Source organism: Rhodococcus sp. 66b (assembly GCF_002076325.1).
Classification (GTDB): Bacteria; Actinomycetota; Actinomycetes; order Mycobacteriales; family Mycobacteriaceae; genus Rhodococcus_F; species Rhodococcus_F erythropolis.
Map to the genome: position 1 here is coordinate 58986 of NZ_MUZB01000019.1, position 17831 is coordinate 76816.

Consider the following 17831-nt stretch of genomic DNA (forward strand, 5'->3'; position numbering starts at 1 on the left):
CAGTTCTCAACCTCTCCTTGGATTTTTACGTGTCTAAAAGTACTAGCGGGTGGCCGTGATCGACTTCGGCCCTCGACCGACTGCCACGACCCCGGACTGAACGATCTCCCGGATACCGTACGGATCAAGCATCCGCAGCAGTGCATCCAGCTTGGACCGAGTACCGGTCGCCTCGATGGTGACGGACTCCGGGGAGACGTCGATCACCTTGGCGCGGAACAGGTTCACCGTTTCGATGACCTGCGTGCGCACGCTTGCATCTGCGCGCACCTTGATGAGCACGAGCTCGCGAGCGACGGATGCTTCACCGTCCTGCTCGACGATCTTGATGACGTTGATCAGCTTGTTGAGCTGCTTCGTCACCTGCTCGAGAGGGAACTCGTCGACCGTGACGACGATGGTCATACGTGAGATCTCGGGGATCTCGGTTCCGCCCACCGCAAGGGATTCGATGTTGAATCCGCGGCGGGAGAAAAGTGCGGAGACGCGGGCCAGCACGCCTGGCTTGTCCTCGACGAGAACACTGAGGGTGTGACTGGTGCTCACTTCTGATCCTCCCCTGTGCCCGCGGCGGGTCCGGCTTGCTCGCGTGACATGGCTTCGTGGATGACGGCGGGCTCGGCAACTGCCTCGTCGTCGTCGAACAGCGGCCGGATGCCCCGGGCCGCCATGATTTCGTCGTTGCTCGTTCCGGCAGCGACCATCGGCCACACCTGTGCGTCAGCGGTGACGATGAAGTCGATCACGACAGGCTTGTCGTTGATGGACTGCGCCTCACGGATCGCAGCTTCGACATCTTCTTCGCGCTCGACACGAATTCCGTGGCAGCCCAATGCTTCTGCGAGCTTGACGAAGTCCGGGATGCGGATGGCGCCGTGCGTTCCGAGGTTGGTGTTGGAGTAGCGCTCTTCGTAGAAGAGTGTCTGCCACTGACGCACCATGCCGAGGTTGCCGTTGTTTATGAGGGCAACCTTGATCGGGATACCTTCGAGTGCGCAGGTTGCGAGTTCCTGATTGGTCATCTGGAAGCAGCCGTCGCCGTCGATCGCCCACACCTCGGTGTCGGGCATGCCCATCTTGGCGCCCATGGCTGCGGGAACCGCGTACCCCATGGTGCCGAGCCCGCCCGAGTTGAGCCACGTGCGCGGCTTCTCGTAACCGACGAACTGCGCGGCCCACATCTGGTGCTGGCCGACGCCGGCGCAGTAGATGGCATCCGGTCCGGCGAGCTTGCCGACGGTCTGGATGACGTACTCCGGGCTCAGCTGACCGTCGGTGGGACGGTCGTAGCTCAGCGGGTAGGTACGACGGATGTCGTTCAGGTACGCCCACCATTCCGAGAGTTCGAACGTGGTGCCCGTGGCCATGTCGGCACGGATAGCCTCGATGAGTTCGGTGATGACCTCTTTGCAGTCGCCCACGATCGGGACGTCCGCGTACCGGTTCTTGCCGATCTCGGCCGGATCGATGTCGGCGTGGATGACCTTGGCATCGGGCGCGAAGGAATTCAGCTGACCGGTGACGCGGTCGTCGAAACGCGCGCCGAGGGTGATCAGAAGATCGCTGCGCTGCAGAGCGGCGACTGCGGCAACGGTGCCGTGCATTCCCGGCATACCGCAGTTGAGGTCGTGGCTGTCCGGGAACGCGCCGCGGGCCATCAGCGTGGTGACAACGGGGATACCGGTCAGCTCTGCCAATTCGAGCAGCTCCGGCGAGGAGTCCGACTTGATGACGCCGCCACCGACGTACAGAACCGGCGACTTCGCGTCGGCGATCAGACGTGCAGCTTCACGAACCTGCTTGCCGTGCGGCTTGGTGACCGGGCGGTAGCCCGGCAGACGCATCTCCGGCGGCCACGAGAACGTGGTCTGCGACTGCAGGATGTCCTTGGGGATATCGACCAGGACGGCGCCGGGGCGACCGCTGGCCGCGAGGTAGAAGGCTTCGGCCATGATGCGCGGGATGTCGATCGCGTCGGTGATCAGGAAGTTGTGCTTGGTGACCGGCATCGTGATGCCTGAGATGTCGGCTTCCTGGAAGCCGTCGGTACCGATCAGCGAGCGCGCCACCTGTCCGGTGATCGCGACGATCGGAACGGAGTCCATCTGCGCGTCGGCCAGTGGCGTGACCAGGTTGGTCGCACCGGGACCCGAGGTAGCCATGCAGACGCCGACCTTGCCGGTCGCCTGGGCGTAACCGGTGGCAGCGTGGCCTGCACCCTGCTCGTGGCGCACGAGCACGTGGCGGACCTTGACCGAATCGAAGAGTGGGTCGTAAACCGGGAGCACGGCACCGCCGGGAATGCCGAATACCGTGTCGACCTCGAGCTCTTCGAGGGCTCGAACCACAGACTGGGCGCCGGTTACCCGCTCAGGCGGGAGCTGGCGACGGTTGGCCGTCTGGGTTGCGGCAGCCGCGGTTGTCGGGCTCGGTGTCCCTGACTTGCGCGGCGTGGGTTGAGGCCGTGCTGTTGGTGCGCTCACTGGGAAATCCTCTGATTCTGGCTCCGGGCAACAAAAAACCCCCGTCAGCATCTGCTGAGCGAGGGTGGCGCGTCGTTATCTGGTGAGTTGAAAAATCGACTCAGGCGACGACGCGCCGGCCGATTACGAGCAACTCATTCTGTTTCACGCACTCGACAGTAGAGGCGCTAGTCGCGAACGGCAAACTTGGTGAGTCGACCGTCCCAGAATCTGAGATACATCGGCTGCAATGCGAAGATGTAGAGGTGTCAACTTCGCAGCAGCCCGTGCCACCGGTTCAATCATCCCACACGCCGAAACCACTTCGGCACGTCATCCGCATTTCGCAGCTCGCTTACATGGCGTGCGCGTTCCTCCTGTTCGCGGTCAGCTTCCCGATCTTCGGGTGGCCCGTCGCCTTCAGCTGGTTGCTGATCCTTCCGATCATCGCCGTCTATCTCGTCGCGCGACTGCGCACCACCGTCAGCCCTGACGGCCTCGAGGTCCGCTCGACGTTCTCCAAGCGCACCCTCGCCTGGGACGACGTCAAGGGTTTCCGCTTCCCGAAGCGCAGCTGGGCGCGCGCGGAACTCACCGACGGAACCGAGGTGACCCTGCCTGCGGTCAGCTTCGTCAGGCTTCCCGAGATCGCGATCGCCAGCGGCGGCCGCATCACAGATCCCTATGCATCGGCGGCAGAAGCCTTCGCCGCCAAGGAAGCCGAAGAGGAAGAAGCAGCTGCAGAAGCAGAAGCAGAATCCGAGGTCGCCGAGAACTCACAGGACCAGCCCGAAGAGAAGCGCCCGTAACACGCGAGTAGCGTTGGAAGGCCCTCGCTTCTATTTGAGTGGACCAGCAACGATCACATAAGGAACACGCCCATGCCCCCGTTGAGGTCACGCACCACCACCATCGGACGTAATGCTGCCGGAGCCCGATCCCTGTGGCGCGCCACAGGAATGACGGATTCCGACTTCGGAAAGCCGATCGTCGCCGTAGCGAACTCGTACACCCAGTTCGTACCCGGACACGTGCATCTCAAGAACGTAGGCGAGATCGTTGCCGAGGCCATCAGTGCGGCCGGCGGCGTCGCTCGCGAGTTCCACACCATCGCAGTCGACGACGGCATCGCAATGGGCCACGGCGGCATGCTGTACTCGCTCCCGAGCCGCGAGATCATCGCCGACTCGGTCGAGTACATGGCAAACGCCCACACGGCCGACGCACTGGTGTGTATCTCCAACTGCGACAAGATCACTCCCGGCATGCTCAACGCCGCGATGCGTCTGAACATCCCGACCGTGTTCGTCTCCGGCGGTCCGATGGAAGCAGGCAAGGCAGTGGTCGTCGGCGGCGTGGCCCAAGCCCCCACCGATCTCATCACCGCGATCTCGGCCTCTGCCAACGATGCCGTGTCCGACGAAGCCCTCGACGAGGTCGAGCGCAGCGCGTGCCCGACATGCGGCTCGTGCTCGGGCATGTTCACCGCCAACTCCATGAACTGCCTGACCGAAGCCCTCGGCCTCGCATTGCCGGGCAACGGCTCCACGCTGGCAACTCACAAGGCTCGTCACGCACTCTTCTCTCGTGCGGGCACCACCGTGGTCGAGGCTGCCCTCAAGTACTACCGCGACGGCGACGAGTCGGTACTGCCGCGCAACATCGCGACCCCGGCAGCGTTCCGCAACGCAATGGCTCTCGACGTCGCCATGGGCGGCTCCACCAACACCGTCCTGCACACGCTGGCTGCGGCGCAGGAAGGCGAGGTCGACTTCGACCTCGACACCATCGACGCGATCAGCCGCAAGGTGCCGTGCCTGTCCAAGGTCTCCCCCAACTCGGACTACCACATGGAGGACGTCCACCGCGCCGGCGGAATCCCCGCGCTGCTCGGTGAGCTTCGCCGCGGCGGACTCCTCGAAACCGACGTGTCCACCGTGCACACCAAGAGCTTCGACCAGTGGCTCGACGACTGGGACATCCGCTCCGGCAAGGCAACCGACGAGGCAATCGAGCTTTTCCACGCGGCTCCCGGCGGCGTGCGCACCATCGAACCGTTCTCCACGGACAACCGTTGGTCTGCCCTCGACACCGATGCGGCCGGCGGCTGCATCCGCGACGTCGAGAACGCCTACACCGTCGAAGGCGGCTTGGTTGTCCTGCGCGGCAACATCGCACTCGACGGCGCAATCCTCAAGACTGCCGGCATCGACGAGGAACTGTTCTCCTTCCAGGGCCCGGCGCTGGTCGTCGAATCTCAGGAAGAAGCCGTCTCGGTCATCTTGCAGAAGAAGATCAAAGCCGGCGACGTTCTCGTCGTGCGTTACGAAGGCCCCAAGGGTGGCCCCGGCATGCAGGAAATGCTGCACCCCACCGCCTTCCTCAAGGGCGCAGGCCTCGGCAAGGAATGCGCACTGATCACCGACGGTCGTTTCTCGGGCGGAACCTCCGGACTGTCCATCGGTCACATCTCCCCCGAGGCTGCCGCAGGCGGAGTCATCGGACTCGTCCAGAACGGCGATCAGGTCCGCATCGACGTCGCCTCGCGCACGCTCGAGATCCTGGTCGACGACGACGTCCTCGCCGAGCGACGCGCGAAGATGGAGGCCTCCGAGCGCCCGTGGCAGCCGGTCGATCGTCAGCGCACCGTGACGACAGCCCTACGCGCCTACGCCGCCTTGGCAACGTCGGCGGACAAGGGCGCGGTTCGCTACGTTCCGTAAGTTCTGCCACGAACGGACAAAAGATCCCCGGCCGCTTTTCGGCCGGGGATCTTTTCTGTCAGCGCGCGAGATGAATCGGGATCAGATCCACGCCAGATCCTCGCGAAAACCTTCCTCCGGTGTTGTACGAGCATGCACCACAAACCAATCCGATCATCCCGTCGGTTTGGTACGCATCGTCGGCAGCACCTTCGACAACCACGCCGACACGTAGGACTTGCGCATGGAAACCTGAGCCGGCGCAGCGTCCAGGGACCTCATTCACACGAGAACGGATGAAAGGTCCTCGCCCATACGGAATTCCGCGATGTCGCACATCCGGTCGAGTCCGGAAGCGTCGAGAGACGTCGGAGTACCACCACCGAACGCCACTGCGTCGTAGTGAGTTCAGTGGCCTGTCAGCCGTCTTGCGCGGTTACACATATACATCATTCTGGTACGGACGTACCGCAACGGTGAGACTCATCGACCACAAGACCGACCGACAGGTACCGAATAGTCGGCCGACACGCGGAGCACGAACGGAACGATATGAGCTATCAGACATTTCAGACTGAATCGCGCGTCCGGCTCGTGAGCGAATTCACTTGGACGTAGGGTTCCAGACACCAGCTGATCAATTCAGATACATGAGGGGGGATGACTTTCAGTCAGGTGATCATTTCGGTCAGTTCGAGCGAGCTGACTTGCACACGGCGCTCACCAGTGGTTCCCTCATCAGGTCGCTGAGACGCACATCACAACGACGACAGTCAGCCACCGCCCGCCACCCACAAGGTCGACGGGAAACAACCAAGGAGCAATACATGCCCGGAGTCGGCATATGGCGCACCAAATCCGTCGAGCAATCGATCGCGGACACCGACGAGCCTGAGACAAAGCTCAAGAAGGAACTGACCGCGAAGGACCTCACGGTATTCGGAGTCGCCGTCGTCATCGGCGCAGGCATCTTCACGCTGACTGCTCGAACCGCAGGCAATGTCGCAGGACCCTCGATTTCACTGGCATTCGTTCTCGCTGCGATCGCCTGTGGCCTTGCCGCGCTGTGTTACGCGGAGTTCGCCTCCACCGTTCCAGTCGCAGGCAGCGCATACACGTTCTCCTACGCGACGTTCGGTGAGTTCGCAGCCTGGATCATCGGCTGGGACCTCATCCTCGAGTTTGCTCTCGCCTCCGCCGTCGTCGGCAAGGGTTGGTCGCTGTACCTCGGCAACGTCATCGGGGCGAGCGGCAGCACCACCGCCCACATCGGGTCGATCAGCTTCGACTGGGGCGCACTGCTCATCATCGGCGCGATCACCCTGATTCTCGCGATCGGCACCAAGGTTTCCTCGCGAGTCTCCGCGATCATTACCGCGATCAAGATCGCAGTAGTCCTGCTCGTCATCGTCGTGGGCGCGTTCTACATCAAGAAGGAGAACTACTCTCCCTTCATCCCGCCGTCCGAAGGATCCGAGAGCTCTGCAAGCGGAATCCATCAGACCTTGTTCTCCTGGCTGACCGGTGCAGGCGGAAGTAGCTACGGCGCCTACGGATTGCTCGCCGCAGCCAGCCTCGTGTTCTTTGCCTTCATCGGCTTCGATGTCGTCGCCACCACGGCCGAGGAAACCAAGAACCCGCAGAAGTCGTTGCCACGCGGAATCTTCGGCTCGCTCGCCATCGTCACCGTTCTCTACGTTGCCGTCACACTCGTCCTGACCGGCATGGTCAAGTACACCGAACTCAAGGACGGCAGTCCTCTGGTCGGCGATTCCAGCGCCACCCTCGCAACCGCATTCGAGGCCAACGGAATCGGTTGGGCACAAACCGCCATCAACTTCGGTGGCCTGGCCGGCCTCACGACAGTTGTCATGGTCATGATGCTCGGCCAGACCCGCGTCCTCTTCGCAATGTCCCGTGACGGCCTCATGCCGCGCAGCCTGGCCAAGACCAACGCCAAGGGCATCCCGATGCGCATCACGTTGATCGTCGGTGGCATCGTCGCCGTCCTGGCAGCCTTCTTCCCGATGGGCACGCTCGAAGAGATGGTCAACATCGGAACGCTGTTCGCATTCGTCCTGGTTTGTGTCGGTGTCATCGTCCTACGCCGCACCCGCCCCGACCTGCCGCGCGGATTCCGCGTCCCACTGGTGCCCTTCGTGCCGATCGTCGCCGTGCTCGCCTGCGGATGGCTGATGCTCAACCTCTCGGTCGAGACCTGGATCCGGTTCCTCGTCTGGATGGCCATCGGTGTTGTCGTGTACTTCGCCTACGGTCACCGCAAGTCGGTCCTCGGTCGCAAGCTCAAGGACGGAACAGCCATCCCGTCCGCGAACGCCGACCCGGTACTCGTCAAGGACTGATCCTTCACAGACGAACCGCCGCTCTCCGATTCGGAGAGCGGCGGTTCGTTTGTTCGACGGCGCGAGTTTCAGATGAGCGGATTGGCACCGTTCAGGAAGATCCAAGTGCAGACGCCGGCAGCGATGCCGAGGATCAAGACCACGAGCGATCCGACGAACGGGCGGGTTGCCCAGCCACGACGACCGTCGAGCGAAATACGGCCAGGACCCGTCAAAATGATGACGCCCGCACAGATTCCGAGCAGCATCTCGTACTCGGTACCGGCCGGGGCGAAGTACTCCAGTCCAGGTGCGCTCGCCTGACGCAGCGCCCACGCATTGATCATCACGGCCAGAACCGATGCTGCCGCAACGGGAGTCAGCAACCCCAGGATCAGGAGGGCGCCACCTGCGACCTCACCGACGGCGCCGAGGATCGCCATCCACTTCGCCTGCTGGAACCCGGCATCCGCCAGCATCGTCTCGAAACCGCCCAGACCCGGCCCGTTCCAGATACCGGTCAACTTCTGCAGACCGTGCACCAGTGCCGTTCCGCCGACGGCCAAACGCAGTGCAAGCAAACCGAGGTCGAGAGTGCCTCGGCCCCGCGGAGTCTCGGTGGTCCCTGCCACGGCTTCGGCGGTGGGGACGGCGGTGATCGGAGCGTCGTACGCCGTTTCTCGCTCGAGAGCCACTGTCGGCTGATCCGCGCCCGGCGCTCGGTATGTCGGTATCTGTTCGGTCAGCGAGTTGGCGTTCGTGGAACCGAAATCGAGATCGTCGTCGGTCCGCGGCAACGGATTCTTGGCGCTCACCGTCGGAAATTGTTCGGTGGGCGAGTCATACGGACTGGACACGTTGCCCGTCGGCTTGTCCGCATCCGACAACTCGCTGGGATCTTTTCGCTCGTCAGTCACGTAGGTGAGCCTATGACCGATTCACGAACTCGACGGGGAACCTTGGTCCGGCGTGGCGGCATCTGCCGTGGGTTACGTAACGTCTTGGGCATGACTACGGGTAGGCATGCAGCGCTGGGCGCACTGGCTCTGGTGCTCGGGACATCGTTGCTCGCAGGTTGCGCGGACTTCGACGAATCGACTGCCTCGCCGTTCACACCCGAACCGACCAACCAGGCAAGCGCCGAAGTGCAGCCGGAGAACCCACCGCCGTCGACCACGCCGCCGGCGCCGCGGACCGGCCCCCTCGGTCCGTGTCAGGACGCCGACACCGCCGTGATCGCAACCTGTCTCGACACCACCGGCGGCCTCGTCACACTCCCGGACGGAAACTCCGGACTGGTGGCCGAACGGCGAACCGGCCGAATCATGCAGGTAGCCCCCAACACGACACCGGTCGAGGTTGCCAAAATCGACGTCGACGGCAGCGGCGACGGCGGACTGCTCGACATCGCCCTCTCCCCCACATTTGTCGAAGACAACCTGATCTATGCCTACGTCACCACCGGAACCGACAACCGGGTGGTCCGCATTGCTCCCGGTGACACCGCCAAGGAGGTCCTCGGCGGAATCCCGCGCGGTGCAAGCGGCAACGGCGGATCACTCGAGTTCGCGGCCCCGGACCAGCTCATGGTCCTGACAGGCGATACCGGCAACCCTGCGGTTGCTCAGGATCCCGGCTCGTTGGCGGGGAAACTGTTGCGAGTCCGATCGTTGACGCCAAACGCTGCGCCGCCTCGCCCGGAAGTTGTTCTGTCCGGAATCGGGAACGGCGGCGGCGTGTGTGTCGATCCAGGCATCGCGACCTGGGTCACCGACCGAACCACTCTCGAAGATCGCCTCCAACGCGTCGGCTCCGACGGCACAGTGACGTCGCCCGCTTGGACCTGGCCCGACCGGCCCGGCGTCGGGGGGTGCATTGCGGTGCAGGGAGTGGTAGCTGTCGCGTTGGGGGCCGGCAAAGCGATCTCCGCATTGGCCGCTGACCCCGGAACGGGAGCGATCACCACCGCGCCGTCGGCAGTGGCGAAAGACACGTACGGCCAACTGGGCGGTTTGGCGCTCGGATCCGACGGTTTGATGTGGGCGAGCACGATCAACAAGACCGCGGGTGAGCCGGGGCCGAACGACGACAAGGTGGTCAAGATCCCGATGCCGAGTGGCAGCGGCGGGATCGACTGACCTGAGATCGCCGAGCAGCATGTCTGTTCGGTCACGGATCGCGTGACCGAACATGCACAGATGCGTACTCTTTTGTTAGCGGGGCTAAACACCCCGCTTGTGCCAGGAGCGGTTGGCCAACCACGACAAAGGAGTCGGAATGAAGGCAATCCAGTACACGAGAATCGGCGCGGAACCCGAACTCACGGAAATTCCCAAACCCGAGCCCGGTCCAGGTGAAGTGCTCCTGGAAGTCACCGCTGCCGGCGTCTGCCACTCGGACGACTTCATCATGAGCCTGCCCGAAGAGCAGTACACCTACGGCCTTCCGCTCACGCTCGGCCACGAAGGCGCAGGCAAGGTCGCCGCCGTCGGCGAGGGTGTCGAAGGTCTCGACATCGGAACCAATGTCGTCGTCTACGGGCCTTGGGGTTGTGGCAACTGTTGGCACTGCTCACAAGGACTCGAGAACTATTGCTCTCGCGCCCAAGAACTCGGCATCAATCCTCCCGGTCTCGGTGCACCCGGCGCGTTGGCCGAGTTCATGATCGTCGATTCTCCTCGCCACCTTGTCCCGATCGGTGACCTCGACCCGGTCAAGACGGTGCCGCTGACCGACGCCGGTCTGACGCCGTACCACGCGATCAAGCGTTCTCTGCCGAAACTTCGCGGAGGCTCGTTCGCGGTTGTCATTGGTACCGGCGGTCTCGGCCACGTCGCTATTCAGCTCCTCCGTCACCTCTCGGCGGCAACGGTCATCGCTTTGGACGTGAGCGCGGACAAGCTCGAACTGGCAACCAAGGTAGGCGCTCACGAAGTGGTTCTGTCCGACAAGGACGCGGCCGAGAACGTCCGCAAGATCACTGGAAGTCAAGGCGCCGCATTGGTTCTCGACTTCGTCGGCTACCAGCCCACCATCGACACCGCGATGGCTGTCGCCGGCGTCGGATCAGACGTCACGATCGTCGGGATCGGGGACGGCCAGGCCCACGCCAAAGTCGGGTTCTTCCAAAGTCCTTACGAGGCTTCGGTGACAGTTCCCTATTGGGGTGCCCGCAACGAGTTGATCGAATTGATCGACCTCGCCCACGCCGGCATCTTCGACATCGCGGTGGAGACCTTCAGTCTCGACAACGGTGCCGAAGCGTATCGACGACTGGCTGCCGGAACGCTCAGCGGCCGTGCGGTTGTGGTCCCTGGTCTGTAGACCGACAGCGGTAGAACGACAGCGGAAAAACACTGATGCCCGGCCGAATTCGATTCGGCCGGGCATCAGTGTCAGAAATTCAGTGTGCGCTAGCTGCACGCCTCGATGACAAGTTCCTTCACACGAGCCGCGTCTGCCTGTCCTCGGGTGGCCTTCATGACGTCGCCGACGATCTTTCCGGCGGCCTGGACCTTGCCACTGCGGATCTTGTCCGCGATGTCAGGGTTGGCTGCGAGTGCTTCGTCGACGGCTGCCTTGAGCTTGGTTTCGTCACGTTCGACGACCAGCTCCGGGTGGGCCGCGACAACCTGCTCCGGGTCACCCTCGCCGTCGAGGACGTGATCGACGACCTGGCGAGCGACCTTGTTGTTGAGCTTGCCGCTGTCGATGAGAGCTACGACCTGCGCAACCTGCGCCGGGGTGATCGGCAGAGCGCCGAGTTCGACGCCGCGGGTGTTGGCCTGCTGCGACAGGTAGGACAGCCACCAGGAGCGCGCTGCCTCGGGCGAAGCACCGGCCTCGGTGGTCGCGATCACCAGATCGATGGCGCCGGCGTTGACGAGGTCACGCATGACCTCGTCGGAGATTCCCCAGTCCTTCTGGATCCGCGCGCGGCGAATCCAGGGAAGCTCCGGCAAGGTGCCGCGCAGTTCTTCGACCCACTCGGCGCTCGGAGCAACAGGCTCGAGATCCGGTTCCGGGAAGTAGCGGTAGTCCTCGGCCGTTTCCTTGCGGCGTCCGGCGGCGGTGGTGCCGTCGGCTTCCTGGAAGTGGCGGGTCTCCTGGATGACCTCGCCGCCGGCGTCGAGAACTGCTGCCTGACGGCGCATTTCGTAGCGAACTGCGACCTCGACGCTCTTGAGGGAGTTGACGTTCTTGGTCTCGGTACGCGTTCCGAGTTCCTTGGCGCCGATCGGCATCAGCGAGATGTTGGCGTCGCAGCGCATCGATCCCTGATCCATCCGCACGTCCGAGACGTCGAGTGATTTGAGCAGATCACGAAGCGCCGTCACGTAGGCGCGGGCAACCTCGGGAGCGCGCTCACCGGCACCGTGGATGGTCTTGGTGACGATCTCCACCAGCGGCACACCCGCACGGTTGTAGTCGAGCAGTGAGTGGCTCGCACCGTGGATACGGCCCGTAGCGCCACCGACGTGGAGGGACTTACCGGTGTCCTCCTCCATGTGCGCGCGCTCGATGTCGACACGCCACGTCGTCCCGTCGTCGAGGATCACGTCGAGATATCCCTCGGTTGCGATCGGCTCGTCGTACTGGGAAATCTGGTAGTTCTTCGGCTGATCCGGGTAGAAGTAGTTCTTGCGCGCGAATCGGCCCCAAGGCGTGATGGAGCAGTTGAGCGCAAGGCCGATCCGGATCGCGGACTCGACAGCGGCTGCGTTCACCACCGGCAACGAACCGGGCATGCCCAGACAGACCGGGCACACCTGGGTATTGGGTTCGGCACCGAACTCGGTGGGGCACGGGCAGAACATCTTGGTCGCGGTGCCGAGTTCTACGTGCACCTCCATACCCATCACAGGCTCGTACTTGGTCAGTACTTCGTCGTAATCGAGGATGTCGGGCGCATCGACAGCAGTCATGGTGATCAGTTTATGCGTCTGCGGCTCAGCCGAAGAATGCGGCTGCCTCCTCGTAGCGCTCCTTGGGCACCGTCTTGAGTTTGCGGGTCGCCTCGGCGAGCGGAACAAGGTCGATGGACGTTCCGTGCAACGCGACCATCTGACCGAAATCTCCGCGGTGAGCTGCGTCGGTGGCATGAACGCCGAAGCGAGTGGCGAGGATGCGGTCGTGCGGCGTCGGGGTGCCGCCGCGCTGAATGTGTCCGAGGACGGTGGTGCGAACTTCCTTGCCGATGCGGCGCTCGATCTCGTTTCCGAGCTGCTGCGCGACGCCGGTGAAGATCTTGTGGCCGAACTCGTCGATGCCACCTTCGCGCAGGGTCATCGACGCGGGGTCGGGCATCGCGCCTTCAGCGACGACGCAGATGAAGTGGGAGTCGCCGCGCTGGAAGCGCTTCTTGACCATCGCGCACACCTCGTCGACGTCGAACGGCTGTTCCGGAACCAGAGTCAGGTGTGCCCCCGACGCCAGTCCGGCTTGCAGCGCGATCCAGCCCGCGTGCCGGCCCATCACCTCGACGAGCATGACGCGCTGATGCGATTCAGCCGTGGTGTGGAGTCTGTCGATGGCGTCGGTGGCGACAGCCAAGGCGGTGTCGAAACCGAAAGTCACGTCAGTGCAATCGATGTCGTTGTCGATCGTCTTGGGCACACCGATCACGGGTACGCCGCTCTCGGAAAGCCAACTGGCCGCGGTGAGTGTGCCTTCGCCGCCGATCGGGATCAGGACGTCGATCCCGTTGTCGTCGAGGGTCTGCTTGATCTGATCGAGGCCCGCACGGAGTTTGTCGGGGTTCACGCGAGCGGTGCCGAGGATCGTGCCGCCGCGGGTGAGGATGCGGTTGATGCGGTCATCGGAGTCGAGCGGGACCTTGCGGTCCTCGAGCAATCCTCGCCAGCCGTCCCGGAATCCGACCACGGTACTGCCGTAACGACCGGCCGACGTACGTACGACGGCGCGGATGACCGCGTTCAAGCCCGGGCAGTCGCCGCCGCCCGTGAGGATTCCGATTCGCATAGTGCAGCACCTCTCGTGACCGGATTGTGGATCTTGGTGTCCATCTTCCCCCAGTCACCGTATTGCCGCAGGATAGCGGCGTTGCCGAGCCGCAACGCCGCGCCGCACTGGGCCACTAACCCGGCGTGACGAGCCCGCTTTCGTACGCCAACACGACTGCCTGGGCGCGATCGCGCAGATCGAGCTTGGACAGCACCTTCCCGACATGGGTCTTGACGGTCTGCTCGGCGACGAACAGCCGCTCGGCAATCTCGACGTTGGACAATCCGCGGGCGATCAGTTCGAGGACCTCGCGCTCACGCGGGGTCAGCGCATCGAGCGCTGCGGGCCGTGCGCGCGGTGCGGCCCGCCGGCTGGTCACATCGGCAATCAGGCGACGCGTCACCGTCGGCGCCAGCAAGGCCTGCCCTTCGGCGACGACGCGCACCGCCCGAATCAGTTCCTCAGCCGGTGCGTCCTTGAGCATGAACCCGCTCGCTCCGACGCTCAGGGCCTCGTAGACGTAGTCGTCGATGTCGAAAGTGGTGAGCATGAGGACTCGCACCGGCGGTTCCCATCCGGCGGACAGAATCTGGCGGGCAGCGTCGAGTCCGTTCATCTCGGGCATACGAACATCCATCAACACCACATCCGGACGCAATCGCGCGACCTCGGCGACGGCGATCTTGCCGTCCGGCGCATCGCCGATCACGCTGATGTCGGGCTGGGCGGAGAGTAGGGCTCCGAACCCTTGTCGAACCATCGCCTGGTCGTCTGCGATGAATACTGTGATGGGCACTCGGACAGCCTAGGCGGGCATCGACGGCAACTCGGCCCGGACCTCGAACCCTCCGTCCTCGCGCCGGTTTGCCAACAGCATGCCGCCCACCGCCGAAGCCCGCTCACGCATTCCGCGTATTCCGTTGCCACCAGTGGTTTCCGACGCCGAGTGCTGATTGCCACCCAGTGGCGAAGGCCCGTTGTTCACGAGCGCGCTCACCGATTGCGGGCCGAACGCCACGGCGACCTCGATGGGTCCGCCTGGTGAATGCCTGGCCGCATTGGTAATCGACTCCTGAATGATCCGGTAGAGCGCAAGGCCCGTGGATTCCGAGACCGACGCTCGATCTCCGTCGACTCGCCACGACACCGGAAGTCCGGCACGGGTACTGCCGAGCAGCAGGTCGTCTAATTGATCGACGCCCGGTTGCGGGGCCGTCACCACGGAGTCACCGTCGCTGCGCAGCACTCCGAGGAGACCACGAATCTCGTTGAGCGCTGCTCGCCCTGTCTCACTTATCGATTCGAATTCGGTCCGGATCTCGGGAGTGACCGCATCGAGTCGGTACGGCGCACTCTGCGCTTGCACGACCACCATCGACATGTGGTGGGCCACGATGTCGTGCAAGTCGCGGGCGATCCGCGCCTTCTCCTCGAGGATCGTTCGCCGAGTGCGCTCGAGTTCACTGACTTCTTCCTGCTTGGCCAATTGACGACGAGAGAGAACCAACCAGCGGATCAGCAGGCAGAAGACCACCAGCGCGCTCAATCCGACAGCCCAACCGGCTCCGTCGCTTCCCGGAGCGTTGCCGAGGAAAAGCAGCACCGTGGCGATCCAGGCGACGCCGACAACCTGAATGGGCGCCCGCAGACTCACCGCGGCGAGCAACGACATCAGCACGATGATGTGGACGACCTGCCACGGGTAGTCGTAACCAGTCGTGTTGTCGAACACCAACGGGATGATCAGTGCCGACACCGCCGACACCGCCCACCCCAATGGAGCGTTGATCCGGATCAGGACAAACGGAAAGGCGGCCAACGCGGCGACGAACGGCATGATCGGCGGCGAAACATGATGCGTCAGTTGCAGTGTCGGCCAGGCAATCGAATAGAGGATCAGAGTGATCACTACGATGACGATGTTCCAGAACTGACCGCGGGCCACGAAACTGGTTGCCCGGCGCACCTTCTCCGAATGTACGACCGCCCCGTCGAGGCCGGACAGCACCGACCCGGCAGTGGTGTATGTCGGCGCGGGCACACCCGGTGCGCCTCTGTTCTTCCTTCGGACCTTGATCACCCGTCAAGCCTATGAAGGCGAACCCCGAAAGTCCTCATACTGCAGAGTGAGATCCCCCTACCTCCGAGGTATCACAGGGGAGGGAATTCTCACCCGATCGCACGTCGGAGAACCCCTCTCCAGAGCGATGACCGCCAGGATTGTCCGTTCATAGCGTGAACGGCATGCGGATCACACGAGTGAAAGACCTCTCTCGAAGCGCCGGCACCTGGGCTGCCCTGGCGCTGGCGGCAACGGCAGCGATCACCGTCACTGCCGGAGCGAGCGGAGCCGAGCCGCCGCGCACCGAGAATTCGAACGCATCCAGGGCGATCGCCACTGTGACTACCGCGGATGCCTCTGATGCTGCGACCACCATCCCGTCGGATTTCGCCGCATTTGCCGGCTACACGCCTACCGTCGTCAACGGATACCTCGCCAACCCCCACGGCGACTGCTCGTCACCGATTCCGCTTCCCGACGAATTCGACTCGGCCTGCAGAGCACACGATCTCGGGTACGACCTACTCCGCTACGCGCATTCGCACGGAACGGAACTGGGGCCGTGGGCCCGTCAGGTCCTCGACGGTCAGCTCGACGAGCGAATGCATGCGGCCTGTGAAGACCGTACGTCCTTTCTCTCACGTGGGTATTGCTTCGCGATGGCCGATGTAGCAGTCACTGCTGTGAACGGAAACTCTTGGCGCCAAGGCTATCTGACACCAGTCGCAGAATCGGGGTTCGGTTACGGCACGGCCGGAGTTCTGGCAGTTTCCGCCCTCGGCTTCACCCTGATGCGATCGCGGCACCTCGATCCGTCGAACGAGTTCTCCTTCTCCCCGAAAGCGATTGCAGCATGAGCGTTCTGAATGCGTCACGGACCCCCGTCCTCGCCCGAGTCGGGGCGCTCGCACTCCCCCGGGTGTCCACGAGCGTCGCCGTGGCAGCGACGTCCGCCATCTCGCTAGCTCCCGGACTCCTGCCGAGATCAGCCGTACTCCAAGGGGTATTCAGCGGTCTGCTCGTCGCGGTCGGGCTACTGGCGATGTGGGCGTTCTCCGCGGTAGCCCGTCGGCTCGTCCCCGACCGGGTCAAGGCCCGATTCGACGAACGTCATTGGCGCATCACCGCGTTCGGGTTGTCGACTGCCGGCACCGCAGTTGCGATGTTCGCCGCCGCCGGTTGGCAGAACTCGCTGCGAGCAGCGATGGGCGTACCGCCTGCCGGGCTGATCCACTGGGTGGAGGCGGGGTGCATTGCCTCGCTGACCGCCCTTGCACTCTGGGGCCTCGGGGTCGGACTTTCGAAGGCGCTGCGGTGGATGGGTTTCGCGCGGAGCGTGGGCGCACTGGTCATGGGAGTCCTCGGCGTGCAGTTGGTCGTCGGTCCCGCCGTCTGGAACGGCCTCGCCGATTCGTTCGACAAGTCCAACGCGTACATCGACACCGCTCTGACACAGCCACTTTCGGCCTCTGCGACAGGCAGCTCCGAATCGCTCATCTCGTGGACCTCGATGGGCGCGGAGGGACGCAAATTCATCGCTGCAGGTGAAGACTCGGTGCGCGTCTACGCCGGTGTGGATTCCGCACCCGATACCGCATCGCGTGCCGCTCTCGCCGTGAGTGAACTCGATCGCGTCGGCGGCTTCGCCCGCAACAGCGTCGTGGTGGCCGTTCCGACCGGCTCGGGCTGGATCGACACCCACGCAGTCGACGGTATCGAGCAACGGTTCGGCGGAGACGTCGCGATAGTCGGGCAGCAATACTCCGACGCACCCAGTTGGGCGACATTCCTGTTCAGCCGCGACGACGCCGAAGAATCAGCCACCGCCCTGTTCACAGCTGTCGGCAGCCACATTGCCGCGATGCCTGCCGAAGAGCGACCGGACCTGTTCCTCTACGGACAGAGCCTCGGCGCCGTCGGCGGCAGCGCCGCACTGACAGAGGCTCTGACCGAGAGCAGTGCCACCGTCCCGTGCGACGTGTTGTGGGCCGGTCCCCCGGCCGGCGCGACACGGACGGACGGCGCAACCGTCCTAGCGAACACGTCCGACCCAGTGGTGTGGTGGTCCCCCGCCCTCGCGACGCAGAAGCCGGATCTGAGCCGTGCCGTGCAAGACGGCCCGATCCCGCAGTGGATCCCGGGCGTCACGTTCTTGCAGACCACCGTCGACATGCTCGGTTCGCTCGGTGTACCCGCCGGTCACGGCCACCGCTACGGAACCGATCAGGGAACAGCTTTGGGGACTTGCTCCTGAAACTGCTGTGCGCCTTTATTAACCGCGGGGGGTTAATAAAGGCGC

The 17831-nt window shown here is 63.8% G+C and carries 14 protein-coding genes; 7 read left to right on the top strand and 7 right to left on the bottom strand.

The genetic code is table 11. The features are described 5' to 3' along the window. Positions 1-42 precede the first annotated feature (42 nt). The gene (ilvN, locus tag B0E55_RS27615; protein WP_003944718.1) at positions 43-546 is read right to left on the bottom strand and encodes an acetolactate synthase small subunit; all 504 of its coding nucleotides are present in this window, start codon (positions 544-546) and stop codon (positions 43-45) included. After that, positions 543-2483, bottom strand: coding sequence for an acetolactate synthase large subunit (locus B0E55_RS27620; protein ID WP_019747929.1), 1941 nt, complete (start codon positions 2481-2483; stop codon positions 543-545). The genes ilvN and B0E55_RS27620 overlap by 4 nt, the downstream gene beginning before the upstream one ends. A gap of 266 nt (positions 2484-2749) precedes the next feature. Here B0E55_RS27620 and B0E55_RS27625 point away from each other — a divergent pair, with 266 nt between their 5' ends. The 3 genes from B0E55_RS27625 (at position 2750) to B0E55_RS27635 (ending at position 7527) form a co-directional block, all read left to right on the top strand. Further along, on the top strand, positions 2750-3271 hold the full coding sequence (locus tag B0E55_RS27625) for a PH domain-containing protein (RefSeq protein ID WP_042951494.1): 522 nt from the start codon (positions 2750-2752) through the stop codon (positions 3269-3271). 72 nt (positions 3272-3343) lie between these two features. After that, positions 3344-5185: a dihydroxy-acid dehydratase gene (ilvD, locus tag B0E55_RS27630; protein WP_080910877.1), complete on the top strand. Its 1842-nt coding sequence runs from the start codon at positions 3344-3346 to the stop codon at positions 5183-5185. An 806-nt stretch (positions 5186-5991) separates the two neighbouring features. Then, a complete protein-coding gene (locus B0E55_RS27635; RefSeq protein ID WP_020907256.1) occupies positions 5992-7527 on the top strand; it encodes an amino acid permease in 1536 nt (511 codons plus the stop codon). Between the two features lie 68 nt (positions 7528-7595). Here the strand turns inward: B0E55_RS27635 and B0E55_RS27640 are convergent, their stop codons facing one another. Next, positions 7596-8423 (bottom strand): DoxX family protein, encoded by an 828-nt coding sequence (locus B0E55_RS27640; protein ID WP_019747923.1) that lies wholly within the window; start codon positions 8421-8423, stop codon positions 7596-7598. 90 nt (positions 8424-8513) lie between these two features. On the opposite strand from B0E55_RS27640, the gene B0E55_RS27645 reads away from it, so the two are divergent. Further along, complete coding sequence (locus B0E55_RS27645) at positions 8514-9644, top strand: PQQ-dependent sugar dehydrogenase (RefSeq protein ID WP_080910878.1); 1131 nt, start codon at positions 8514-8516, stop codon at positions 9642-9644. A gap of 139 nt (positions 9645-9783) precedes the next feature. Further along, positions 9784-10830: an NAD(P)-dependent alcohol dehydrogenase gene (locus B0E55_RS27650; protein WP_019747921.1), complete on the top strand. Its 1047-nt coding sequence runs from the start codon at positions 9784-9786 to the stop codon at positions 10828-10830. A gap of 89 nt (positions 10831-10919) precedes the next feature. Here B0E55_RS27650 and gatB read toward each other — a convergent pair whose 3' ends face one another. The 4 genes from gatB to B0E55_RS27670 all read right to left on the bottom strand — a co-directional run bounded on the left by gatB (position 10920) and on the right by B0E55_RS27670 (position 15550). Further along, positions 10920-12431 (bottom strand): Asp-tRNA(Asn)/Glu-tRNA(Gln) amidotransferase subunit GatB, encoded by a 1512-nt coding sequence (gatB, locus tag B0E55_RS27655; protein WP_019747920.1) that lies wholly within the window; start codon positions 12429-12431, stop codon positions 10920-10922. 25 nt (positions 12432-12456) lie between these two features. Then, positions 12457-13488, bottom strand: coding sequence for an ATP-dependent 6-phosphofructokinase (locus B0E55_RS27660; RefSeq protein WP_019747919.1), 1032 nt, complete (start codon positions 13486-13488; stop codon positions 12457-12459). A 115-nt stretch (positions 13489-13603) separates the two neighbouring features. Then, positions 13604-14266: a response regulator gene (locus B0E55_RS27665; RefSeq protein WP_007729374.1), complete on the bottom strand. Its 663-nt coding sequence runs from the start codon at positions 14264-14266 to the stop codon at positions 13604-13606. Between the two features lie 9 nt (positions 14267-14275). Continuing rightward, entirely contained in the window at positions 14276-15550 is a 1275-nt protein-coding gene (locus B0E55_RS27670; RefSeq protein ID WP_060938659.1) for a sensor histidine kinase, read from the bottom strand. Between the two features lie 164 nt (positions 15551-15714). On the opposite strand from B0E55_RS27670, the gene B0E55_RS27675 reads away from it, so the two are divergent. After that, positions 15715-16389, top strand: coding sequence for a hypothetical protein (locus B0E55_RS27675; protein ID WP_080910879.1), 675 nt, complete (start codon positions 15715-15717; stop codon positions 16387-16389). After that, positions 16386-17786: an alpha/beta-hydrolase family protein gene (locus tag B0E55_RS27680; protein WP_080910880.1), complete on the top strand. Its 1401-nt coding sequence runs from the start codon at positions 16386-16388 to the stop codon at positions 17784-17786. Before B0E55_RS27675 ends, B0E55_RS27680 begins: the two co-directional genes overlap by 4 nt. Positions 17787-17831 lie beyond the last annotated feature (45 nt).